The 22,168-nt window shown below is 51.3% G+C and carries 23 protein-coding genes; 19 read left to right on the forward strand and 4 right to left on the reverse strand.

The genetic code is table 11. The features are described from left to right. Window positions 1–2 precede the first annotated feature (2 nt). From AC3QL0_RS01390 to AC3QL0_RS01440, 11 genes are all read left to right on the forward strand, one after another. On the forward strand, window positions 3–2,054 hold the full coding sequence (locus tag AC3QL0_RS01390) for a 3-hydroxyacyl-CoA dehydrogenase NAD-binding domain-containing protein (RefSeq protein WP_493009737.1): 2,052 nt from the start codon (window positions 3–5) through the stop codon (window positions 2,052–2,054). 33 nt (window positions 2,055–2,087) lie between these two features. Beyond that, window positions 2,088–2,975, forward strand: coding sequence for a PaaX family transcriptional regulator C-terminal domain-containing protein (locus AC3QL0_RS01395; protein ID WP_493009738.1), 888 nt, complete (start codon window positions 2,088–2,090; stop codon window positions 2,973–2,975). A gap of 157 nt (window positions 2,976–3,132) precedes the next feature. Then, window positions 3,133–4,338, forward strand: a complete 1,206-nt coding sequence (gene pcaF, locus AC3QL0_RS01400) for a 3-oxoadipyl-CoA thiolase (protein ID WP_493009739.1) — start codon at window positions 3,133–3,135, stop codon at window positions 4,336–4,338. 18 nt (window positions 4,339–4,356) lie between these two features. Further along, entirely contained in the window at window positions 4,357–5,349 is a 993-nt protein-coding gene (gene paaA / locus AC3QL0_RS01405) for a 1,2-phenylacetyl-CoA epoxidase subunit PaaA (protein ID WP_493009740.1), read from the forward strand. Window positions 5,350–5,438: 89 nt separating this feature from the next. Beyond that, on the forward strand, window positions 5,439–5,723 hold the full coding sequence (gene paaB / locus AC3QL0_RS01410; protein ID WP_135864575.1) for a 1,2-phenylacetyl-CoA epoxidase subunit PaaB: 285 nt from the start codon (window positions 5,439–5,441) through the stop codon (window positions 5,721–5,723). Next, window positions 5,723–6,496: a 1,2-phenylacetyl-CoA epoxidase subunit PaaC gene (gene paaC, locus AC3QL0_RS01415; RefSeq protein ID WP_493009741.1), complete on the forward strand. Its 774-nt coding sequence runs from the start codon at window positions 5,723–5,725 to the stop codon at window positions 6,494–6,496. Before paaB ends, paaC begins: the two co-directional genes overlap by 1 nt. A gap of 5 nt (window positions 6,497–6,501) precedes the next feature. Next, entirely contained in the window at window positions 6,502–7,017 is a 516-nt protein-coding gene (paaD, locus tag AC3QL0_RS01420; RefSeq protein WP_135863704.1) for a 1,2-phenylacetyl-CoA epoxidase subunit PaaD, read from the forward strand. 21 nt (window positions 7,018–7,038) lie between these two features. Next, window positions 7,039–8,115, forward strand: coding sequence for a 1,2-phenylacetyl-CoA epoxidase subunit PaaE (gene paaE / locus AC3QL0_RS01425; RefSeq protein WP_430223884.1), 1,077 nt, complete (start codon window positions 7,039–7,041; stop codon window positions 8,113–8,115). 11 nt (window positions 8,116–8,126) lie between these two features. Then, on the forward strand, window positions 8,127–8,885 hold the full coding sequence (locus AC3QL0_RS01430) for a Phenylacetic acid catabolic protein (protein ID WP_493009742.1): 759 nt from the start codon (window positions 8,127–8,129) through the stop codon (window positions 8,883–8,885). A gap of 30 nt (window positions 8,886–8,915) precedes the next feature. After that, on the forward strand, window positions 8,916–10,964 hold the full coding sequence (paaZ, locus tag AC3QL0_RS01435; protein WP_493009743.1) for a phenylacetic acid degradation bifunctional protein PaaZ: 2,049 nt from the start codon (window positions 8,916–8,918) through the stop codon (window positions 10,962–10,964). 3 nt (window positions 10,965–10,967) lie between these two features. Next, on the forward strand, window positions 10,968–11,600 hold the full coding sequence (locus AC3QL0_RS01440; protein WP_493009744.1) for an acyltransferase: 633 nt from the start codon (window positions 10,968–10,970) through the stop codon (window positions 11,598–11,600). A gap of 10 nt (window positions 11,601–11,610) precedes the next feature. Here the strand turns inward: AC3QL0_RS01440 and ttcA are convergent, their stop codons facing one another. From ttcA to AC3QL0_RS01460, 4 genes are read right to left on the reverse strand one after another with little or no spacing between them, the layout of a single operon-like run. Then, window positions 11,611–12,588 carry a tRNA 2-thiocytidine(32) synthetase TtcA gene (gene ttcA / locus AC3QL0_RS01445; protein ID WP_493009745.1) on the reverse strand — a complete coding sequence of 326 codons (978 nt, stop codon included), beginning with the start codon at window positions 12,586–12,588 and terminating at the stop codon, window positions 11,611–11,613. Then, the gene (locus tag AC3QL0_RS01450) at window positions 12,585–12,986 is read right to left on the reverse strand and encodes a dihydroneopterin aldolase (protein ID WP_493009747.1); all 402 of its coding nucleotides are present in this window, start codon (window positions 12,984–12,986) and stop codon (window positions 12,585–12,587) included. The genes ttcA and AC3QL0_RS01450 overlap by 4 nt, the downstream gene beginning before the upstream one ends. Window positions 12,987–13,003: 17 nt before the next feature. Continuing rightward, window positions 13,004–13,780, reverse strand: a complete 777-nt coding sequence (locus AC3QL0_RS01455) for an SDR family oxidoreductase (protein WP_493009748.1) — start codon at window positions 13,778–13,780, stop codon at window positions 13,004–13,006. A 1-nt stretch (window position 13,781) separates the two neighbouring features. Then, entirely contained in the window at window positions 13,782–15,563 is a 1,782-nt protein-coding gene (locus AC3QL0_RS01460; RefSeq protein ID WP_493009749.1) for a M61 family metallopeptidase, read from the reverse strand. A 15-nt stretch (window positions 15,564–15,578) separates the two neighbouring features. On the opposite strand from AC3QL0_RS01460, the gene AC3QL0_RS01465 reads away from it, so the two are divergent. The 8 genes from AC3QL0_RS01465 to atpG all read left to right on the forward strand — a co-directional run bounded on the left by AC3QL0_RS01465 (window position 15,579) and on the right by atpG (window position 22,155). Beyond that, complete coding sequence (locus tag AC3QL0_RS01465) at window positions 15,579–16,376, forward strand: enoyl-CoA hydratase (protein ID WP_493009750.1); 798 nt, start codon at window positions 15,579–15,581, stop codon at window positions 16,374–16,376. A gap of 273 nt (window positions 16,377–16,649) precedes the next feature. Next, window positions 16,650–17,135, forward strand: coding sequence for an ATP synthase subunit I (locus AC3QL0_RS01470; protein WP_430223879.1), 486 nt, complete (start codon window positions 16,650–16,652; stop codon window positions 17,133–17,135). A gap of 50 nt (window positions 17,136–17,185) precedes the next feature. After that, entirely contained in the window at window positions 17,186–18,064 is an 879-nt protein-coding gene (gene atpB, locus AC3QL0_RS01475) for a F0F1 ATP synthase subunit A (protein ID WP_493009751.1), read from the forward strand. Window positions 18,065–18,176: 112 nt separating this feature from the next. Then, complete coding sequence (gene atpE, locus AC3QL0_RS01480) at window positions 18,177–18,419, forward strand: F0F1 ATP synthase subunit C (protein ID WP_113933100.1); 243 nt, start codon at window positions 18,177–18,179, stop codon at window positions 18,417–18,419. A gap of 136 nt (window positions 18,420–18,555) precedes the next feature. Then, the gene (locus tag AC3QL0_RS01485; protein ID WP_135863682.1) at window positions 18,556–19,026 is read left to right on the forward strand and encodes a F0F1 ATP synthase subunit B; all 471 of its coding nucleotides are present in this window, start codon (window positions 18,556–18,558) and stop codon (window positions 19,024–19,026) included. A gap of 14 nt (window positions 19,027–19,040) precedes the next feature. After that, complete coding sequence (locus AC3QL0_RS01490; RefSeq protein ID WP_135863681.1) at window positions 19,041–19,580, forward strand: F0F1 ATP synthase subunit delta; 540 nt, start codon at window positions 19,041–19,043, stop codon at window positions 19,578–19,580. 36 nt (window positions 19,581–19,616) lie between these two features. Next, window positions 19,617–21,158: a F0F1 ATP synthase subunit alpha gene (atpA, locus tag AC3QL0_RS01495; RefSeq protein WP_135863679.1), complete on the forward strand. Its 1,542-nt coding sequence runs from the start codon at window positions 19,617–19,619 to the stop codon at window positions 21,156–21,158. Window positions 21,159–21,246: 88 nt separating this feature from the next. Further along, window positions 21,247–22,155: a F0F1 ATP synthase subunit gamma gene (atpG, locus tag AC3QL0_RS01500; RefSeq protein WP_493009752.1), complete on the forward strand. Its 909-nt coding sequence runs from the start codon at window positions 21,247–21,249 to the stop codon at window positions 22,153–22,155. The last annotated feature ends 13 nt before the right edge of the window (window positions 22,156–22,168 follow it).

Here is a 22,168-nt window from a genome sequence, read left to right on the forward strand (position 1 = left end):
CGATGAATATTGCTATTGAACGTAGTGGGGCTATTGCGATTGTGCAGGTGGATAATCCACCCGTAAATGCACTATCCAAAGATGTACGCAGCGGCTTAATTGCTGCCGTACAAACGCTGGATGCAGACCCCTCTGTACAAGCGGTACTGCTGACTTGCGCAGGGCGTACCTTTATTGCGGGTGCAGACGTCAATGAGTTTGGCAAACCGCCTCAAGCACCGCACTTGCCTGATGTGATTGCAGCCATTGAGCAAGCCACTAAACCGTGGCTAGCAGCGATTCATGGCAGCGCGTTGGGTGGTGGTTTAGAAATCGCGTTGGCGTGTAGATTCCGTGTGGCGTTGAGCAATGCGCAACTGGGTGTGCCTGAAGTAAACCTGGGTCTGGTACCTGGTGCGGGTGGTTGTGTACGTTTGCCACGTTTGGTAGGTGCGCGTAAAGCGGCTGAGATGGTCGTTAAAGGTACTCCCGTTAAAGCGCCGGCGGCATTGCAAAGCGGCTTGGTAGATGCGGTGTTTGAAGCTGATCTACAGAAAAATGCACTCACGTGGCTAGAGCAGGTATTGGCACAGCCATTACCGCAGCCTGTATTGCAACGTTCAGTAGCGGGTGAGGCCTTGTCCTCCGAAGAGTGGGCACAACTGGCTAAAGAGTTGTTGCCACGAGATAAACGTTTGCAAGCTCCAGCTATGGCGTTGGAGTGTGTGAAACGTGCGTGCGAAGCGCCGGTAGCAGAAGCGCAAGCCTTCGAGCGTGAAACCTTCCTGACCTTGCGCGGTTCTGCACAAGCACGCGCATTGCGACATGTGTTCTTTGCAGAGCGCGGCGCGACCCGTCCACCAGAAATCAAAGGTATTGATACCAAAGAAATTCAGGTGGCTGGCGTGGTGGGTGGTGGGACCATGGGCGCAGGCATTGCCATGGCATTGCGTGATGCAGGCATCAACGTCGTGTTGATGGAGCGTGATGCTGAGTCGTTGCAGCGTGGTTTGGACCGTATCAGCTCTACGTACCAAAGCAGCGTGAAGCGTGGCCGCATCACGGCGGAAACTGCTGAAGCACGTATTGCAGGTGTGCGTGGTGTGACCGACTACACCGGCTTGGCCGAAGTGGATCTGGTTATCGAAGCCGTATTTGAAGACCTGCAAGTGAAGCGCGATGTATTCACGCAACTGTCCACCGTATGTCGTTTGGATGCCATTTTGGCGACCAATACGTCGTACTTGGATCCATCTGCTATCGCTCTAGATATCGTAGCGCCCGAACGTTTTATCGGCCTGCATTTCTTTAGTCCAGCACAAATCATGAAGCTGCTGGAAATCGTGCCAACAGAACAAACCTCCATGCAAACGCTGGCTACCAGTTTTGCGTTGGCGGCTAAGTTGCGCAAGATTCCAGTACGAGCAGGCATTTGTGATGGCTTTATTGGCAACCGAATTCTGCGCGTACTGCGTGCGCAGGCAGAGCGCTTGTTGCTGGCGGGTGCTACACCTAGCCAAGTAGACGCCGCGATGCGTGCCTACGGTATGCCTATGGGGCCGTTCGAAGCTCAAGATTTGGGTGGTTTGGATATCGCAGCCTTCCAGCGCAAAGCAGCGAAAGAGCGTGGCGAAGAGGTCTTTGCTCCAGTGGCTGAGCAATTGTGCGAGATGGGTAGATTAGGTCAGAAAACCAATGGTGGCTGGTATGACTACGTACCCGGTGAGCGTCAGGCTATAGAGTCGCCAGTGGTGGCTGAAGTCATCGCCAAAGTGGCTACTGATGGGGCCAAACAAGCATGGACCGAGCAAGACATCGCGGATTGCTTAGTGTTGCCTATGGTGAATGAGGCCGCGCTGATTCTGCAAGAAGGCATTGCACAACGTTCTGCTGATGTGGATTTGGTAGAGATTCATGGCTACGGTTTCCCACGTTGGCGCGGTGGCTTGTTGCAAGATGCTCAAGAGCGTGGCGTAGCCGAGGTGGTACAACGTTTGCGTCATTTTGCCGCAATGGGTATGACACCAGAGCCTTGCCAAAAGCTGCTAGCTGTAGCAGAAACTGGTACATTTTGAGGGTTGTAGCCCACTTAATGTTTTTTGAAGCCTATGCCACTCCTGTCTACATCTACGCCGAACACCAACGCGGGTCAGCAGCTAGTCGATACGTTGCTGCAAAACTGCCAGCTTAAAGCGGCAGCGTTTATCGTCACCTTGTACGGTGACGTGGTAGAACCGCGTGGTGGTGTAGTGTGGATGGGAAATATCATCGAATGCTGCGCTGCTGTGGGTATCAGTGAAAATCTGGTACGCACAGCGGTGTCGCGATTGATGGCGGCAGGGCAGTTGCAGGGTGAGCGGGCAGGGCGTCGCAGTTTCTACCGGTTGACCAACGCCGCGCGTACCGAGTTTTCGTATGCGGCAAAAGTGCTGTATGACTACCAAGCCACGCAGCAATGGCGCTTGGTCTACGTAGAAGGCGATGATTCTGATGCCATCATGCGTACCTTGAAACGTTTGGGCTATGCCGCAGTAAGCCCTCGCTTGGCGATGGGGCCAGATGACGTACCACTGCCCAAACAAGTATTGGTGTGGCAGGCCGAAGTATTGCAGGGGCGCGATAACATGCGCACCTTTGTGGCAGAGCATTGGGACTTACCGCGTTACGCCGAAGCGTATCAAGGCTTTATTTCACATTTCCAGCCAGTAGAGGCGTTGCTCTCGCAGTTAGAGCCCGCTACCGCACTGACATTGCGCTTGCTGATGGTGCATGAGTTTCGTCATGTAGCCTTGCGTGCGCCGCACTTGCCAGTAGAAGCCTTACCAGAAAACTGGGAAGGTCATGAAGCCCGTCAGTTGTTTGCCCGTTTGTATTTGGCTTTATCAAAAATGGCTGATACCAAGGTGGTGGCAGACTTCGTTAGTATTGACGGTGAATTGCCTGGCAAGAGCCAGCAAGTAAACCAACGTTTGGAACGTTTGGCGGCCGTTTTGTAAGTAGCAGCAAAAAAATTTAGCCTGAAACATTACAAATTAAGAGAAAACCCTCATTGATCTGTAATGTATTAAATGGCTAAATACTCATGTGAACATATATAACCGTCCGGTCGGTCATTAAATAGACTGGAGCAGATCCAACAGGAGAAACAGACCTATGTCCGAGGCTTTTATCTGTGATGCTGTACGTACACCCATAGGCCGATATGGTGGCGCACTGTCGTCAGTACGAGCAGATGATTTGGCGGCAATGCCGTTGACTGCGTTGATGCAGCGTAATCCTAATGCGGACTGGTCGCTGGTGGACGATCTGATTTTTGGCTGTGCGAATCAAGCGGGTGAAGACAACCGCAACGTGGCTCGTATGGCAGTATTGCTGTCTGGTATGCCAGTGAATGTACCAGCAACCACCATCAACAGACTGTGTGGTTCGGGCTTGGATGCCGTCGGTATGGCAGCTCGCTCCATTAAAGCAGGTGACTGTGATTTCATCGTGGCAGGCGGTGTGGAAAGCATGAGCCGTGCGCCTTTTGTGATGCCCAAAGCGACTAGCGCGTTTTCACGCAGCAATGCGGTGTATGACACCACGATTGGCTGGCGCTTTGTGAACCCCAAACTGGCAGCGGCCTTTGGTGTAGACACTATGCCGCAAACCGCTGACAACGTCGCGGCAGATTTCAATATCAGCCGTGAAGACCAAGACTTGTTTGCTGCGCGTAGCCAAGCACGTTGGGCAGCAGCACAGGCAGCCGGTGTGTTTAACGACGAACTGATGACCGTCAGCATTCCTCAGCGCAAAGGCGACCCTATTCTAGTGACCGAAGACGAACACCCACGTCCTGGTACTGGCGTAGAGCAACTGGCCAAACTGAAAGGCGTAAATGGTGCAGATCTGAGCGTGACAGCGGGTAATGCTTCTGGTGTGAACGATGGTGCATGTGCCTTGGTAGTGGCCTCAGAGGCTATGGCGGCACAACAAGGTTTCAAACCGTTGGCTCGCGTCGTAGCAATGGCTGCTGCGGGTGTAGAGCCACGCGTGATGGGTATTGGTCCAGTAGAAGCCACTCGCCGCGTACTGAAACGCGCCGGTTTGCGCTTGGAGGACATGGATCTAATCGAATTGAATGAGGCGTTTGCTGCCCAAGCTCTGGCCGTAACACGCCAATTGGGGCTGGCGGATGATGCGCCACATGTGAATCCCAACGGGGGCGCTATTGCTATAGGCCACCCACTGGGTATGAGTGGTGCTCGTCTGGCAGCAACCGCAGCATATCAGCTGCATCGCCAAGGCGGCCGCTATGCGCTGTGCACAATGTGCATCGGCGTAGGGCAAGGTATCGCACTGATTATTGAACGAGTATAGAACGCAAGGTGACATCCTATGTATGCACAGGTAATTAATACGGGCAGTGATCGCGTACGCCGCATTGATGAAATGTCGGCAGACGAGCAGGCCTTCATGGAGCGTATTGAGCGCGGCGAAAAAATCGAACCTAAAGAGTGGATGCCAGAAGGATACCGCAAAACGCTGATCCGCCAAATTGGCCAGCACGCGCACTCTGAGGTAGTAGGTCAGTTGCCAGAAGGTAACTGGATTACACGCGCTCCTACGCTAGAACGTAAAGCAATTTTGTTGGCAAAAGTACAAGATGAAGCCGGTCATGGCTTGTACTTGTACTGTGCGGCCGAAACGCTGGGTGTCAGCCGCGACGAACTCATCGAGCTGTTGAACTCCGGCAAGATGAAGTATTCCTCCATCTTTAACTACCCAACATTGAACTGGGCCGACATCGGCGCAGTGGGTTGGTTGGTGGATGGTGCCGCCATTATGAACCAGGTGCCTCTGCAGCGTACATCGTACGGCCCGTACAGCCGCGCCATGATTCGTATCTGTAAGGAAGAGAGCTTCCACCAGCGTCAGGGCTACGACATCATGATGAAGATGTGCGAAGGCAGCCCAGAACAAAAAGCGATGGCTCAAGATGCGTTGAACCGTTTCTGGTATCCCGCTTTGATGATGTTTGGTCCTTCCGACAAAGATTCTGTGCACTCGGCACAGTCTATGGCATGGAAAATCAAAATCAACACTAACGATGAACTGCGTCAGAAGTTTGTGGATCAAACCGTGCCACAAGCCAAGTACTTGGGCTTGACCGTGCCAGACGAAAACCTGGTGTGGAACGAAGAGCGCGGTGCATACGATTTCTCCGAACCTGACTGGAATGAGTTCTTTGAAGTGATCGCCGGTAATGGCCCGTGCAACAAAGAGCGCTTGGGTGCACGAGTTAAAGCGTGGGATGACGGTGCATGGTTCCGTGAAGGTCTAGCCGTACACGCTCAGAAAAAGCAGTCGCAACAGCGCAAGCACGCCTAAGCGTACAACACAGCGCCGATGGTGACATCGCTGTCGGCACGTACATCTAAAACTGTAGCAATAACAAGTGAGATAAGGAGGACAACACCATGTCTCAAGAATGGCCTCTGTGGGAAATTTTTATTCGTGGTCAACACGGTTTGAATCATAGACACGTAGGTAGCTTGCATGCGCCTGACGCGGAAATGGCAATCAACAATGCTCGTGATGTGTACACCCGTCGTAATGAAGGCGTGAGCATCTGGGCAGTGAAATCCGAGGATGTGGTAGCAAGCGCGCCATCCAAACGTGGCCCGTTGTTCGAACCTTCCAATTCCAAAGTGTACAGACACCCAACATTTTTCAAGATTCCTGAAGAAGTGGGGCACATGTAATGACTACTACCCAGTTAGACACAACGACGGCTTTGCAGCAGCTGTTGCTGCGCATGGGCGATAGCACTTTGATTCTGGGTCACAGGATTTCAGAGTGGTGTGGCCACTCCCCTATCTTGGAAGAAGATATCGCCATGGCGAACGTGGCGCTGGACTTGATTGGTCAGACACAGTTTTGGTTGGGTCTGGCTGCCGAGATAGAAGGCGAAGGCAAAACAGCGGATCACTTGGCTTACCTGCGTGATGCTGTGGCATTCCGCAATCTGCTGTTGGTAGAGCAGCCTAACGGCGACTATGCCCACACCTTGATGCGTCAGTTCTTATTTGATGCGTGGCACCACTTGCAACTGCAAGCACTGGAGCAATCCAGTGATAGCCGTGTAGCAGAGATTGCTGCCAAAGCCTTGAAAGAAGTGAGCTACCACTTGGAACGCAGCGGTGATTTGCTGATTCGTTTAGGTGATGGTACAGACGAAAGCCACCGCCGTATGCAAGAGGCACTGGATAACTTGTGGGCGTACACCGGTGAGATGTTCATGGGTGACGAATTTGATGCAGCCTTGGCAGAAGCCGGCATTGCACCACAACCTGAAAGCCTGCGTGACGCATGGTTGACTTGTGTGAAAGAAGTGATGGCAGCAGCCACACTGACCTTACCCGAGAATCCCTTCATGCATAAAGGCGGCAAACAAGGTCGTCACACCGAGCACTTGGGTTATATCCTTGCGCAAATGCAATTCTTGCAACGCGCCTACCCTGGCTGTACGTGGTAAGCATCATGAACACGCTATCTCGTCCAGAACTGGATCAGGTATGGCAATGGCTAGACGCCGTGCCTGATCCTGAAATTCCAGTGATCTCATTGGTGGACCTCGGCATTATCCGTGAAGTGTATTACGAGGAAGACACGTTGGTTGTGGTGGTGACTCCCACCTATTCCGGCTGTCCGGCCACCACTGTGATCAACGAGGACATAGAAGCCGCCCTGCGTGCTCAGGGTATAGAACAGGTGCGTTTGGAACGCCAGCTCTCGCCACCTTGGAGTACCGACTGGATGAGCGAACGCGGTAAAGAGCGTTTGCGGAACTACGGTATTGCACCACCAGTAGAGCAAAGTACCGATGGCAAGCCCGCTCGTATTTGGTTGCGAGCCGAAGGCGCACCAACGGTACCTTGTCCACGCTGCAACTCCACACGCACAGAACGGGTTAGCCAATTTGGTTCTACGCCCTGTAAGGCCAACTACCGCTGCCAGGATTGTCTGGAACCGTTTGATTATTTCAAATGTATTTAAGCCTAGCCATTGGAGGAAATCATGGCACGCTTTCACCCCTTGCAAGTTATAGATGTGCGTCGCGAAACGCGCGATGCCGTAGTCGTTACACTGAAGCCGCGTCCAGAAGACGACGCATTGTTTACGTTTATCCCAGGTCAGTATCTGACCTTCCGTCGCGAATTTGAAGGCGACGAGCTGCGCCGTTCGTACTCCATTTGCTCCGGCTTGGAGGAGGGCGTGTTGCGCGTGGGGATTAAACGGGTGGATGGTGGTGCGTTTTCCTCGTGGGCAAACGAAGAACTGACTGAAGGCGCTGTGCTGGAAGCCATGCCTCCTATGGGTAACTTCCATATTCCTATGGAACCCGAAAGCTCACGTCATTACCTAGGTTTTGCGGGTGGTAGCGGCATTACGCCTTTGCTGTCCATCATCAAAAGCACGTTGTCGAGCGAGCCACAAGCGAGTTTTACGCTGGTGTATGCCAACCGTCAGATCAGCTCCATGATGTTTCGTGAAGAACTGGAAGATCTGAAAAACCAGTACATGGAACGCCTGTCTATCATCCATATTTTTGATAGAGAAGGCCAAGAGATTGAGTTGTTTACAGGTCGTATTGACCGTGAAAAATGCGATGGTTTGTTTGGTGGTTGGATCAACCTGCCGTCCGTTCATACTGCCTTTATTTGTGGCCCTGAGCCCATGATGCTGACCATTGCCGATGCTCTGAAAGAACATGGTTTGGCTAAAGAACGCATCAAGTTCGAGTTGTTCGCTTCGGCGCAGCCTGGTCGTGCTCGTAAGCAATCTACCAGTTCTGAAGCCGGTAGTGCCGCCAGAATGTGTGCAGCAACCGTGACGCTGGATGGTGTAGCACGCAGTTTTGATTTCCCTAAAGAAGGTCAAAGCTTGTTGGATGCGGCGCTAGAAAACGATCTGGATGCGCCCTATGCCTGTAAAGCTGGCGTGTGCTCTACCTGCAAAGCCAAAGTGCTGGAAGGTGAAGTAGAAATGGCCGTCAACCACGCTCTGGAAGATTACGAAGTTGAGCAGGGTTATGTGCTGAGTTGCCAGTGCTATCCCTTGAGTGACAAGGTGGTAGTGAGTTTTGATGAGTAAGGGGAGTCGCTATGTCCGATACCATGAAAATTGAAGAATACTTAGAACAGGGCGGCGTACTGAGCTCGCCTGAAAATGCACCAGCTCGCTATCGTGGCGAGTTGATGCGCATGATGTCTGCTTTCGTGGATAGCGAACTGGCTGCTTCGGCAGGCTTTGCGTCTTCTATTAACTTTGCTCCCAACATCAAAGCACGTATTGCGGCTAGCCGTATTACGCTGGAAAAAGCCGATCACGCACAACGTGTATTGGAAATTATGCGTAGCTTCGGCACCGATGTAGAGCGTTACGAGCAACAGCATGACTGGGCCGCTCGTTTGCCTAGAGATAATGCGCTGCCTACGGCGCGTCAGGGTTCGGACATGCGCTTATCGGTGTTCTACTTCCCTCTGAGTAACTGGGTAGATGCGGTAGTGATGAACGTGCTGCAAGGTTTTGCCGCTGAAGTACAGTTGGAAGAGCTGAGCAAAGTGTCATACGGCCCCTTGGCTGAAGTGTTCCGCGAGATTGCCCCCCAAGAAGTGCGTCATGCCGAATTGGGTCAGGAAGGCTTGTCTGTGTTGGTAAAAGCAGGCACGCATACTCAGCAAATCAAAGAGAGCTTGGCGTACTGGCGCCCACGTGTAGCAGCAGGTTTTGGTCAACAAGACTCCACGCGCTACGCCATGATGTGCAGACTGGGTCTGCGTCATGAAAGCAATAGTGATCAGTTGCTGCGCTGGGAAAAGCGCGTGAACGATCATTTGCAGGCACTAGGTTTACACGCCTGATCAAAACTCTATAACAGGAAGGAAAGTTTCATGACCATTTCATCGTCAAAGCCCACGCGTCTTGAAAGCTATGTCTGCGGTAGCTGGACAACTGGTACCGGGGCCGGGCAGACGTTGTTGGATGCGGTAACTGGTGAGGCGGTAGCTGTAGTAGATTCCACAGGTTTAGACTTTGCAGCCATACGTGAGTATGGCCGCAAAACAGGTGGTAAAGCATTGCGTGCTATGACGTTTCATGAGCGCGCTGGCATGCTCAAAGCGTTGGGTTTGGCCTTGTTGGAATGCAAAGAGGAACTCTATGCATTGTCCACACGCACTGGTGCAACACGACGCGACAGCTGGATTGATATTGAAGGGGGTATAGGAACACTGTTGACCTATTCCTCTAAAGGTAGACGCGAACTGCCTAATACATCGGTATTGTTGGATGGCGGTATTGAGCGTTTATCCAAAGACAACAGTTTTAGCGCACAGCACATTTTGACACCGCTGCAAGGCGTGGCTATTCACATTAATGCGTTCAACTTCCCTTGCTGGGGTATGTTGGAAAAACTGGCGCCTACGTGGTTGGCCGGTATGCCTGCTATTGTGAAACCTGCCAGCCAAACCTCGTACCTGACCGAATTGATGGTGCGTCGTATGTTGGATACCGGTGTACTGCCTGAAGGGGCATTGCAGTTGGTATGCGGTTCAGTAGGTGACTTGTTGAGCCATGTAGATGGCCAAGATGTAGTCACCTTTACAGGTTCTGCGTCTACAGGCCGTATGCTGCGTAGCAGCCGCGCCATAGTAGAAAACTCTGTACGTTTCACGATGGAAGCCGACAGCCTGAACGCTACAGTTCTAGGCACAGACGTCACACCAGATAGCCCTGAGTTTGCGCAGTTTGTGCGTGAAGTCGTGAATGAGATGACCGTTAAAGCGGGTCAGAAATGTACCGCTATACGTCGTGTCATGGTGCCACGAGCATTGGTACCTGCGGTGCAAACGGCGTTGTCGGAAGCCTTGGGCAAAGTGGTAGTGGGTGATCCTGCTGCTGAAGGCACCAAAATGGGGCCTTTGGCTAGCCAAGATCAGCGCAAAGAAGTGCAAGAGCGTGTTCAAGAGTTGTTGGCAGAAACCCAAGTGTGGTTTGGTCAGCCAGAGCAAAGCGATGCAGGCGCATCGGGTGCGTTCTATAACCCGGTATTGCTGTACTGCGATCAGCCTATGAGCGCTAAAAAAGTACACGATGTAGAGGCGTTTGGCCCCGTTAGCACGGTGATGCCTTACGACTCCTTAGATGACGCGATAACGCTGGTACGTAAAGGGCAGGGTAGTCTGGTGACTTCCGTTTTCAGCTACGATCCAGCCGTTGTGCAGCACGTAGTGTTAGGCATGGCTGCATTCAATGGCCGTATCTTGGTGTCTAACCGAGATAGCGTGAAAAGCTCAACTGGGCACGGTTCGCCCGTTCCTGGTGTAGTGCACGGCGGACCAGGCCGGGCAGGCGGTGGCGAAGAGCTAGGTGGTTTGCGCAGTGTGTTCCATTACATGCAGCGTACAGGTGTGCAAGGGCCACCAACTATGTTGTCCGCCGTCACTGGCCGTTGGGTAGCCGGTGCTCCAGCACAAACAGAAGGGCCGCATCCTTTCCGAAAATCGTTGGCAGAGCTAAAAATCGGCGATCAGCTGATTACGGCAAAGCGTACGGTGAGTTTGGATGATATTGAACATTTCGCGCACTTCACAGGCGATACCTTCTATGCTCACATGGACGAAGAAGCTGCTAAAGCCAACCCCTTCTTTGATGGTCGTGTAGCACACGGTTATCTGGTGGTGTCTTTTGCGGCGGGCTTGTTTGTGGAATCGGCACCCGGTCCAGTATTGGCTAACTATGGTGTGGATAACCTGCGTTTCCTGACGCCTGTGTATGCCGGTGATACCTTGGGTGTGCAGTTAACGTGTAAAGAAATCAATCCACGCAGCAGCGCTGAACACGGTGAGGTACGTTGGGATTGCGAAGTTACCAATCAAAATGGTGATGTAGTCGCACTCTACGATGTACTGACTATGGTTGCGAAAAGCTGGGAGAACTAACCCATGGCCCAGATTTTTTCTTTCGGTGGCGTGATCCCCGTTGTAGACCCTTCAGCGTACGTGCACCCTTCGGCGACGCTGATTGGTGATGTCATCATCGGCCCTGCTTGCTATGTAGGCCCGGGCGCTGTATTACGTGGTGATTTTGGCCGCATACAGTTGATGGCTGGGGCTAACATTCAAGATAACTGTGTCGCCCACAGTTTTCCGGATGCTGACGCCATCGTAGAAGAAGATGGGCATATTGGGCATGGCGCTATTTTGCATGGCTGCAGAGTAGGTAAAAATGCCATGGTAGGGATGAACGCCGTCATCATGGACCGAGCCATAATTGGCGAAGACTCTATTGTGGGGGCGATGGCGTTTGTCAAAGCCGCCATGGAGATTCCACCGGGGCAGTTGGTGATGGGGGCGCCTGCACGTATTGTGCGCTCGCTCAAGCCTGAAGAAATTGCGTGGAAAAGCGAAGGTACAGCGTTGTACCAGCGGTTGGCACTGGAAGCAGGCCAAACTATGCGTCAAGAAGCAGCGCCGTTGTCTGCACCCGAGCCAAATCGGCCTAGGGTACAGGGGCCTGAGTATGATCCGTTATTGATCACACGCTTAAAACGGGCCGCTGGGATAGAACCCAGCTAAGCAAGCCGCGTTATTTATCTAGACGGGCCACCACAGCAGGACGCTTGGTGGCTTCGTCGTTTTCATCCTGCCCAAACGTGTGAGTAAGCGGCTGGTTGAAGTCTTCTGTGTCAAAGGCCATATCGCCTTCAGCATCAGGCTGACCGCTGATGGTTAAGCCTTCAAAGTCGAACAGCTCTTTGTCCATCAAGTGTGATGGCACCACTTTGTTCAACGCACCAAACATATTCCATGTACGGCCTGGGAATTTTTTGTCCCATTCTGCAATCATGCGGTTGGCTTCTTGGCGTTTCAAGTTGACTTGAGAACCGCACAAGTTACAAGGGATGATGGGGAATTCGCGAACTTGAGCGTATTCAATAATGTCTTTCTCGGCCACATACGCCAGAGGACGGATCACAATGTGCTTACCGTTATCCGACATCAGTTTTGGTGGCATGGCTTTCAAGCGGCCACCATAAAATAGATTCAGCATAAAGGTAGCCAGAATATCGTCACGGTGGTGACCCAAGGCAACCTTGGTCGCGCCCAGTTCTTCGGCTACACGGTACAAGATACCGCGACGCAGACGTGAGCATAGCGAACAGGTAGTTTTACCTTCGGGGATCACACGTTTGACGATGGAGTACGTGTCTTGAGTTTCGATGTGGTAATCCACACCAATACTTTCTAAGTACTCAGGCAATACATGTTCAGGGAAACCGGGTTGTTTCTGATCCAGGTTCACTGCCACGATATCAAAGTGTATAGGCGCACGGGCTTTAAGCTTGATCAGTAGATCCAGCAACGTGTAGGAGTCCTTACCACCCGACAAACAGACCATGATCTTGTCGCCGTCTTCAATCATATTGAAGTCGCCAATCGCACGTCCGGCTTCACGCAGCAGGCGTTTTTCCAGTTGCAGGAAGTTGTGACGTTGTTTTTTTTCTTCGCGGGTCAGTGCGGACGTTTCTTCGCTGACGGCGGCTTCAGGGGAGTGGAGAGTCATGGTGTAACGATACGGCTTTGTTCAAGTTCAATGCCAACGGCATCGCAGTCGCTGAATGCCTGAGGTTTGCTGATGCGCAAGCGTAGGCGCATAAGGTCCGGGAAATCGGTAAATAGCCTGCGGGCTACTTGTTCAACCAGAGTTTCGAGCAAGTTTACGTGGGCTTGTGTGCACTCTTCAATGATGGCGTTACGCAATTGGCGGTAATCCAACACCGTAGCGATATTGTGATCATCTACAACGTGGTGTGTGAGCACGTCGAATTCAGCATCAATATTAATAGGCTGTGTAGCGCGTAGCTCATGCTCCAGTATGCCGATGCGGGCACCCAATTCCAGATTGGTAAAGAAAACGCGGCGAACGGAGGGTGGCGGAGGTATTGCCGAAGCGAGAGTCATAACAAAAAGAAGAGTATTTAAAGCAAACTGAAATCGCGTTGTAGGCCCATGAGGTGTTGGCCACCATCTACAACAAGAGAGGAACCGGTGATGCTGGGGTTTTCTGCCAGCATTAATGCCGCATTGGCGATGTCATCCGGGGTGCTGGCGCGACCTAGAGGGGCCAGAGCATGGGTGCGGGCGAAATCGTCTTCACTTTGCAGATGACTGGGCATGGTCAGGCCAGGAGCTAATCCTACCACGCGAACATAGGGTGCTAGCCCCTGAGCAAGCATGGTGGTGGCTGATTGCAACGCTGCTTTACACAGCGTGTACGAGAAAAAGTCGGGGTTATAGCCCCACAATTTTTGGTCCAGCAAGTTGATCACCACACCTTGGCGCGCAGGGTGGTGGGGTTGTATGTGTTGCTGAAGTTGTTGTGCGAGCTCTATAGGCGCAACAAGGTTAGGCCCCAAGTGCTGGTTTAACAGCTCGGCTGAAAACTGGCTGGCATTGTCATATTCGAACAGCGAGGCGTTGTTAATCACTGCATCTAGCTGCCCTAGTTGTTCCACGCTACGGGTGAAAATGTCTTTACGATCTTGAGCATTCGACAAATCACCCTGTACCAGAGCACAACGACGTCCTAAGGCTTCTATTTCTGCTGCGGTCTGTAGGGCTTGTTCATGCGAACGATGATAATGCAGGGCAATATCCCAGCCCTGACGGGCAAAGCGTAATGCCATGGCTTTGCCCAAGCGCTGGGCTCCGCCCGTAATCAGTACACAGTTAACAGCAGATGAAGCGTGTGTCATGTCAGGAAATAAGACGTTTAAGCGAACAAGTCTGTTGTGGGGCCGGGCCTAATTTGGCACGGAAGCTGCGTAATTCATCACGGCGAAATACGTGTAGCTCTACCTTGTCTCCGGCGGTGTAAGCGGCAAGCAGCTTGTTTAAAGATGCTTGATCGTTGACGCGTAAACCATCCAGAGCCACGATTATATCGTTTGCAGAAATTCCTGCGCGATGAGCTGCACCGTCTTCATAGGCAGTTGCCACTTGCAGCCCTTGTGGGCTGTTTTTGAGGCGTACCCCCAAGGAAGGTAGAGGACTCTCTGCTTGCCATTGTAAATCTATGCCTTGAGCCTGTAATAGCGGCTGCAGAGGCACATCGTCACGGCCATGGGCATAGCGCTGAATGAAGTCGCTAGTATCTACACCTGTGGCCTCTAATATCAACCCAGGAATAGCTGCTTCGGTAACGCCATGAGGTTTGCCTTGGTAGAAGTCACGGCCATAGCGCTGCCACAATAAACGCATGACATCATCTAGACTGCGTTGATCTTGTGTGTGTTGACGCAAATAGAGGTCTAAGCCTAAGGCTACCAAGGCCCCTTTACTGTAATAGCTCACTAGTGCGTTAGGCGAGTTCTCGTCTTGTTTGTAGAAACGCGTCCACGTATCAAAGGAGCTTTCCGTGATGGATTGCTTAAATCTACCGCCTGTACGGTGTACTACGTCAATGTTTTTGGCCAACAAGCTCAGGTATTGCTCTTCGCTGACTACCTTGGCGCGCAACAGCATCAAATCATCGTAGTACGAGGTAAAGCCTTCAAACACCCACAGCAGCTCGGTGTAGTTAGGCTGTAAATACTGATACGGCGCAAAGGCGGCAGGTTTAATACGTTTTACATTCCAAGTATGGAAGTATTCGTGGCTGACTAAGCCCAAGAAGGTTTGATAACCGGCAGTTTTGGGCTGGCCGCGTTGGCTAAGCGTAGGCAAGTCACAGCGAGAAGCCATCAAGGCTGTGGAGCTGCGATGTTCCAAGCCGCCGTAGTCGTCACCTGTCACCATGGTCATAAAGACATAGCGATCGGAGCTATCTAAAAACGGTACACGGTTGTCATCGGGCTCAAATAAGCTGATTTGGGCTTCGCAAATGGCTTTGGCGTCAGCGGCAATGCGTTCCAGATCTAGGTTCGGAATAACGCCGGTAAACACCATTTCGTGCAATGCACCATGGGCATGAAAGCTGATATGCTGTGGTGTACCCATCTCTACAGGGTGATCCAGTAGAGCGTCATAATCTGGAGCCATATACAGCCCAAACTCATGACGTTTTGCAGCACCTTTGGTGCGTTTTGGGGCCAGCGGCAAGCTGGTGTAAACGCGCCAGTCTTTTTGTTTTTTTGGTGCTTGCAAATCGACAAAGCAGGGCTGATCTTCTTGACCGTGTACGCCTAAAAATACGCTGGTGCCGTTAAAGAAAGAATGGCTTTCATCGACGTGAGCGCTGCGCACTGACAAATCCCATGCATAGACGGTGTACTCAATATGCAAAGGGCCGTTAGTAGGAGCGCATAGCCAGCGGTGGCTATCCAATTTTTGTACGGCAACGGTTTTTTTGTCAGACATGGCGCTTAAGCTCTCGATTTGACGGGAAAAGTCTCTAATCAAGTAGCTACCAGGGATCCACGCAGGTAAAAAAAGTTCTTGTCCTTGGGGATTGGGTTTGGGAATATGCAGGGATACCTGTATACGGTGTCCGGCAAGATCAGGAAAACAAACGCGATACAGTATATTTTTGGCAGTCATCTTTTACTTTCAAGAATGCTTAACGGAGGCAATGTGAGCGAACCATCTTTAGTTCTGGTCGAAACCCGCGGACGCGTGGGTCTCGTGCAGATGAATAGGCTTAAGGCACTGAATGCATTAAATAATGAATTGATTAGCGAGTTAGCGCAAGCCATGCGGGCGCTGGACGTTAATCCTGATATCAGTGTGATCGTATTGACGGGCAGCCCCAAAGCGTTTGCGGCTGGTGCTGACATTGCCGCCATGAAAGACTGGTTCTTTCAAGACGTGTATGGCGCTGATTTCTTGGGTGGCAATTGGGAAGACTTACGTCGTATACGCAAACCAGTGATTGCAGCCGTGTCAGGCTACGCATTGGGTGGTGGCTGCGAGTTGGCCATGCAGTGCGACATGATTATCGCTGGCGATAACGCGCAATTTGGTCAACCTGAAATCAAGCTGGGCATTATTCCTGGTTACGGCGGCACACAGCGCTTGCCTCGCGCCATTGGTAAAGCCAAAGCGATGGATATGATCCTGACTGCACGCATGATGAACGCGCAAGAGGCTGAAGACGCTGGTCTGGTGTCTCGTGTAGTGCCAGCTGAATCACTGATGGAAGAAGTGATGAAAATTGCTGAAACCATTGCCAGCATGCCATTGCATTGCGTGATTATGGCCAAAGAAAACGTTAACCGTGCTTATGAGAGCCCATTGGCAGAAGGCTTGTTGTTTGAGCGTAGAAATTTCCATGCGTTATTTGCAACTCAAGATCAAAAAGAGGGCATGAACGCATTTGTGGAAAAACGACCACCAAAATTCCAACACTGTTAATAGTGTCTTTGATTTTGAGCAAGCTATACGGGGCGCGGCTTTGCGCCCCGTTAACATATTTCGTTGCCGTATTATGACTAAAAGAAGGTAACGATTTGTGGCGTGAATGCCTTTGTTAATTTGCGTGAAGCAAAAAAAAGACGCTATACTTTACGGGTTTGGCACCAAGCAACTTAGTGATGAATTGCCATATTTACACGATTTTTCGCATGTAAAGTGTTGTCTTGCAAGGAAATCGTATCCGAGCAAGATATTCAATCAGGAAGGCTAAGTATGCAGCGGGCCAACAACACCGATAGCACTCAGTTACAGGCTGTCGGACCAGAAACCAACGAAGTACAAGATCACAACAAGCTGGTTCTGACACCAGAGCAACGAAGCCGACTGGCTAAGCGTTCTGGGGCAGGAATAGTTCGTGTGCTTATGGCTCAGGCAGTCATGGCAGTAGTGGTCATCTTGATTTCGTGGATGGTCGCAGGTAGCAATGCAGCACTCTCAGCTTTGCTGGGTGCAGCAGCCTACTTGATACCGAATGCACTTTTTGCCATGCGGCTATTGCTGAATTTGTTCAGCGGTAAGACAGCAACAGTACAAGCCTTCTTTGTGGGTGAACTGTTCAAGCTAGGCTCAGCATTGGGTATTTTGGCGCTAGTAGTCTGGTCTGATACGGGTTGGCTAGTGTGGCCGGCCTTGTTGTTTGGGCTGCTTGGTGTATTAAAGGGATATGTGCTGCTGCTTGTCGCAGGCAAGTTGCCATAAACGATTAACGGGTCTAGTGCCCATAATGTATACGTCACAGGGTAATTCAGATGGCTGCCAGTGGTAATTCGCCTCAGTCTGACTACATTCAGCACCACCTTGTTCACATGAACAGTGTGGGTGAAAAGCAGAGTGTTATAGCCGATTTCAGCATCATTAACTATGACTCGATCTTCTGGTCGCTGCTCATGGGTTTGCTGGTTGTGTTTTTCTTGTACCGTGCAGCACGCTCTGCAACAGCAGGTGTACCAGGTCGTTTCCAAACTGCCGCTGAAATGCTGGTTGATTGGGTTGCAGATCAGGCTAAATCCATCGTTCACAATGAAGAATCCCGCCGCTTTGTGGCACCAATGGCACTGACAGTGTTCTTGTGGATCATTTTGATGAACGTGCTGGACTTGGTTCCCGTCGACTTCCTTGGTTGGATCTTTATCCAAACAGGTTTGGCTAGTGAGCACGGCGATCCTCTGTACTACCACCGTATTTTGCCAACCGCTGACTTGAACATCCCTATGGGTATGTCGTTGGCCGTGTTGTTGATGACACTGTACTACAGCGTCAAAATGCATAAGCCTGCTGGCTTTGTGAAATCATTATTTACAGCCCCCTTTACCTTTGGTGGTATTGCTGGTGTGCTGCTGGCTCCGTTCAACTTCTTGCTGAACATTATCGAGTACGGAGCCAAAACGGTTTCTCTCGGTATGCGACTGTTCGGTAACATGTTCGCGGGTGAGCTGGTTTTCATGCTGATCGCTTTGTTAGGCGGTGCATGGACAGGGTTTAATGGCTCAAGCATTGGCTTGGGTGTAGGTCATGTATTGGCCGGTTCTATATGGGCAATTTTCCATATTCTGATCGTGCTGCTACAGGCGTTTATTTTCATGATGCTGACTCTCGTTTACGTAGGTCAGGCTCACGAAGGCCATTAAACATATTCCGGGTTTGGCGCGGTGTCCGACCCGGGGCTGATCAGGTTTTCTGCTACGCCGTTCCGTTTTTATTTGTTTTTTTGAACACAAGATTTTTAACCAAGGAGTTGTCATGACCAACGTTGCTTTAGTTGCACTGGCTTGCGGTATTATCGTCGGTCTGGGTGCATTTGGTGCCAGTATCGGTATTGCCCTGATGGGTGGTAAATACTTGGAAGCTTCTGCTCGTCAACCAGAGCTGATGAACGCTTTGCAAACCAAAATGTTCCTGTTGGCTGGTCTGATCGATGCGGCCTTCCTGATTGGCGTTGGTATTGCCATGTTGTTTGCGTTTGCTAACCCATTTGTTGGTTAATAGCGGCGCGTCCGCTGGCCCTACGGCGGACAGGCAGTTGAGGTTGGCGGTGCTGTAAATTGCGCCGCTCTCGACTTGAACATAGGGTGTCGGTACATTTTTAGCCCGGCACAAGAGGTATTTAAGGGATACGACCGTGAATTTAAACGCGACTCTCTTTTTCCAGATGATCGTGTTTTTCGTCTTGGCTTGGTTTACGATGAAGTTCGTATGGCCACCACTGACGAGAGCAATCGATGATCGTCGCCAAAAGATTGCCGATGGTCTAGCTGCAGCCGATAAAGGCAAAGCTGATCTGGCACAAGCCCAGGCACGTATCAGTCTGATGGAAGCATCCGCGAAGTCCGATAACCATGCACGTTTGGCTGAAGCTGAAAAGCAAGCCGCTGCACTTATCGAACAAGCACGCGCTGAAGCTGAACATGAAAAAGCCCGTATCATCGCCCAGGCTCACCTGGACGCGGTACAGGAAGTGCAGCGTTTGCGTGATCAACTGCGTGGCGACGTGGCCAAACTGGCCGTAATTGGCGCTGAGCAGATTCTGCGACGCGAAGTTGATTCTTCTGTGCATGCCGAGCTGTTGAACCAGCTTGAAGCAGAACTTTAATCTGAAGGTAGGCCATGGCTGAACTATCGACTATTGCCAGACCTTACGCTGAGGCGCTGTTCGAGGCTGTACGCCAAGAACAGGGTGCACTTGAGCAATGGGCGGCCCTCTTGTCCGAAATGGCTCAGGTGGCTGATCTTCCCGACGTTCGTGAAGCACTGGCTACGCCCACGCTGAACAATACGCAGCGTTTTGAGATTTTTTCAGGTCTGCTGAAAACCCCACTGAATGACAAGGCACGCAATCTGCTGAACTTGCTGATTGCTAACGGACGCCTGCTGCTGTTGCCGCAGGTTGCTGAACAGTTTGACCTTCTGAAACATAAACAAGAAGGTAGTGCTGTAGCCCGCATCAGCAGTGCGTTCCCCTTGCAAGGTGATGAGCTGAACAAGCTTGTTGCCGCACTTGAGAAAAAATTCGGTTTGAAGCTAGAGCCTGAAGTCACCGTTGATACTGATTTGATCGGCGGCGTTCGCGTAGTGGTAGGCGATCAGGTACTTGATACTTCCGTGCAGGCCCGTCTGGCCCGCATGCGCGACACATTGGCAGCTTGATGGCAGGCCAGAATACAGGATTCCAGGAGTCTGAACATGCAACTTAATCCGTCTGAGATCAGCGAACTGCTCAAGAGCCGAATTGAAGGCCTTGGCGCGTCTGCAGACATTCGCACGCAGGGCACGGTCGTTTCCGTGACTGACGGTATTACACGTATCCACGGCTTGTCCGATGTGATGCAAGGGGAAATGCTAGAGTTCCCTAACAACGTATACGGCTTGGCGCTGAACCTGGAGCGTGACTCCGTTGGTGCCGTTATTCTGGGTGAGTACACAGGCGTGTCGGAAGGCGATCCTGTTAAAGCTACAGGTCGTATTCTTGAGGTTCCTGTGGGTCCTGAACTGCGCGGTCGCGTAGTGGATACACTGGGTAACCCAATTGATGGTAAAGGCCCTATCAACGCTAAAGCTACGGACGTAATCGAAAAGGTTGCTCCTGGTGTGATTGCTCGTCAATCCGTTGATCAGCCTCTGCAAACTGGTATTAAAGCGATTGACTCCATGGTGCCAGTTGGCCGTGGTCAGCGTGAATTGATTATTGGTGACCGTCAGACTGGTAAAACAGCTGTGGCAGTTGACACCATCATCAACCAGAAAGGCAAAAACGTTACTTGTGTATACGTAGCTGTTGGTCAGAAAGCTTCTACCATCAACAACGTAGTACGCAAATTGGAAGAGCACGGCGCTCTGGAATACACAATCGTAGTTGCAGCGTCGGCTTCCGAGTCCGCAGCGATGCAATACCTGGCTCCTTACGCCGGTTGTACGATGGGTGAATACTTCCGTGACCGTGGTGAAGATGCTCTGATCGTTTACGATGACTTGACCAAACAAGCTTGGGCATACCGTCAGGTTTCCTTGCTGTTGCGTCGTCCTCCAGGTCGTGAAGCTTACCCAGGTGACGTGTTCTACCTGCACTCCCGTTTGCTGGAGCGTGCTGCTCGTGTAAACGCTGAGTACGTAGAGCGTCTAACTAACGGTGAAGTAAAAGGCAAAACTGGTTCTTTGACCGCGCTGCCAATTATTGAAACCCAAGCTGGTGACGTTTCCGCTTTCGTTCCTACCAACGTAATTTCTATTACTGACGGTCAGATCTTCTTGGAAACAGACTTGTTCCACTCCGGTGTACGTCCTGCGATTAACGCTGGTATTTCCGTATCCCGCGTGGGTGGTGCAGCTCAGACCAAAGTTATCAAGAAAATGTCCGGTGGTATTCGTACTAACCTGGCTCAGTACCGTGAATTGGCTGCGTTTGCGCAGTTCTCTTCTGATCTGGATGAAGCTACACGTCGTCAGCTAGAGCGTGGTCGTCGTGCTGTGGAGTTGTTGAAACAGCCTCAGTACGTAACATTGGAAGTGTGGGAAATGGCAGTTAGCCTGTTCTCCATTAACAATGGTTACTTGGATGACCTCGAAGTTGCGCAGATTCTGCCATTCGAAAAAGCTTTGAAAGACTCGCTGCGTAGCAAACATGCAGACCTGGTAAACCGTATCCAAGATACGGCTAACCTGAGCAAAGAAGATGAAGCTGAATTGGCTGCCGCCATTCAAGACTTCAAAAAGCACGGCTCTTTCTAAGTCTGGAGCTAAGGCAGGGGCAGGCTTGTTCTGCCCCATATAGCGGGGCAGGTGCCCTGTCCCGATAACGCCTTTACAGGAAAGTGTGATGGCTGGAATTAAAGAAATTCGTACAAAGATCAAGAGCGTGCAAAACACGAGCAAGATCACCAAAGCCATGGAGATGGTGGCGGCATCCAAAATGCGCAAGGCGCAGGAACGGATGCGTGCAGGCCGTCCTTATGCGACCAAGGTACGCGAAATTGCAGCGCACCTGATGCAGGCACACCCAGACTACGCACACCCCTACTTGCTTGAGCGTGAAAAGCTGAATGCAGTTGGTGTGGTAGTAGTTAGTACGGATAAAGGCCTGTGTGGTGGTTTGAATACCAACATTTTGCGTTTGGTATTGGCTCGTCTGCGCGATTTTGAAAATCAAGGCATTAAGGTACAAACCACAGCGCTGGGTAGCAAAGCTGCTTCTACGCTGGCACGTGTTGGTGCCAATTTGGTGTCTCAGGAAGTGCAGTTGGGTGATGAACCTAACCTTGAGCGTCTGATCGGTGCAGTCAAAGTGCAGATGGACGATTTTGTTGCTGGCAAGATTGATGCAGTCTACCTAGCTACAAGTCGCTTCGTAAACACCATGACTCAGGATCCTACGTTTATTCGTTTATTGCCACTGCCTAGCGGTTTGGCAGATCCTTTCCAGGTTGTGGGCGAGAGTGCAGCAGCAACTACAGCACTCAAATCTGAATACGGTTGGGATTACATCTACGAACCCGATTCGAAAACTGTTATTGATGAACTGTTGTTGCGCTATGTAGAAGGTCTGGTGTATCAGGCTGTAGCGGAAAACATGGCTTCTGAGCAATCCGCCCGTATGGTGGCGATGAAGGCCGCATCCGATAACGCCAAAAAAGTGATTGGTGAGCTGCAACTGGTTTACAACAAAACCCGTCAAGCTGCTATTACTAAAGAAATTTCTGAAATCGTGGGGGGTGCTGCAGCCGTGTAATCGGTGTGTGGCT

The sequence above is a fragment of the Paenalcaligenes sp. GW821-LYS-B07-1 genome, assembly GCF_058803365.1.

Bases quoted from the DNA above. Each gene is read 5' to 3' on its own strand.
- pcaF (WP_493009739.1), top strand. From the start codon at position 3,133: ATGTCCGAGGCTTTTATCTGTGATGCTGTACGTACACCCATAGGCCGA.
- paaE (WP_430223884.1), top strand. From the start codon at position 7,039: ATGGCACGCTTTCACCCCTTGCAAGTTATAGATGTGCGTCGCGAAACG.
- AC3QL0_RS01440 (WP_493009744.1), top strand. From the start codon at position 10,968: ATGGCCCAGATTTTTTCTTTCGGTGGCGTGATCCCCGTTGTAGACCCT.
- paaC (WP_493009741.1), top strand. From the start codon at position 5,723: ATGACTACTACCCAGTTAGACACAACGACGGCTTTGCAGCAGCTGTTG.
- AC3QL0_RS01390 (WP_493009737.1), top strand. From the start codon at position 3: ATGAATATTGCTATTGAACGTAGTGGGGCTATTGCGATTGTGCAGGTG.
- AC3QL0_RS01465 (WP_493009750.1), top strand. From the start codon at position 15,579: ATGCTTAACGGAGGCAATGTGAGCGAACCATCTTTAGTTCTGGTCGAA.
- paaA (WP_493009740.1), top strand. From the start codon at position 4,357: ATGTATGCACAGGTAATTAATACGGGCAGTGATCGCGTACGCCGCATT.
- atpA (WP_135863679.1), top strand. From the start codon at position 19,617: ATGCAACTTAATCCGTCTGAGATCAGCGAACTGCTCAAGAGCCGAATT.
- paaB (WP_135864575.1), top strand. From the start codon at position 5,439: ATGTCTCAAGAATGGCCTCTGTGGGAAATTTTTATTCGTGGTCAACAC.
- AC3QL0_RS01460 (WP_493009749.1), bottom strand. From the start codon at position 15,563: ATGACTGCCAAAAATATACTGTATCGCGTTTGTTTTCCTGATCTTGCC.
- ttcA (WP_493009745.1), bottom strand. From the start codon at position 12,588: ATGACTCTCCACTCCCCTGAAGCCGCCGTCAGCGAAGAAACGTCCGCA.
- AC3QL0_RS01490 (WP_135863681.1), top strand. From the start codon at position 19,041: ATGGCTGAACTATCGACTATTGCCAGACCTTACGCTGAGGCGCTGTTC.
- AC3QL0_RS01430 (WP_493009742.1), top strand. From the start codon at position 8,127: ATGTCCGATACCATGAAAATTGAAGAATACTTAGAACAGGGCGGCGTA.
- paaD (WP_135863704.1), top strand. From the start codon at position 6,502: ATGAACACGCTATCTCGTCCAGAACTGGATCAGGTATGGCAATGGCTA.
- atpG (WP_493009752.1), top strand. From the start codon at position 21,247: ATGGCTGGAATTAAAGAAATTCGTACAAAGATCAAGAGCGTGCAAAAC.
- AC3QL0_RS01455 (WP_493009748.1), bottom strand. From the start codon at position 13,780: ATGACACACGCTTCATCTGCTGTTAACTGTGTACTGATTACGGGCGGA.
- paaZ (WP_493009743.1), top strand. From the start codon at position 8,916: ATGACCATTTCATCGTCAAAGCCCACGCGTCTTGAAAGCTATGTCTGC.
- AC3QL0_RS01470 (WP_430223879.1), top strand. From the start codon at position 16,650: ATGCAGCGGGCCAACAACACCGATAGCACTCAGTTACAGGCTGTCGGA.
- atpE (WP_113933100.1), top strand. From the start codon at position 18,177: ATGACCAACGTTGCTTTAGTTGCACTGGCTTGCGGTATTATCGTCGGT.
- atpB (WP_493009751.1), top strand. From the start codon at position 17,186: ATGGCTGCCAGTGGTAATTCGCCTCAGTCTGACTACATTCAGCACCAC.
- AC3QL0_RS01450 (WP_493009747.1), bottom strand. From the start codon at position 12,986: ATGACTCTCGCTTCGGCAATACCTCCGCCACCCTCCGTTCGCCGCGTT.
- AC3QL0_RS01395 (WP_493009738.1), top strand. From the start codon at position 2,088: ATGCCACTCCTGTCTACATCTACGCCGAACACCAACGCGGGTCAGCAG.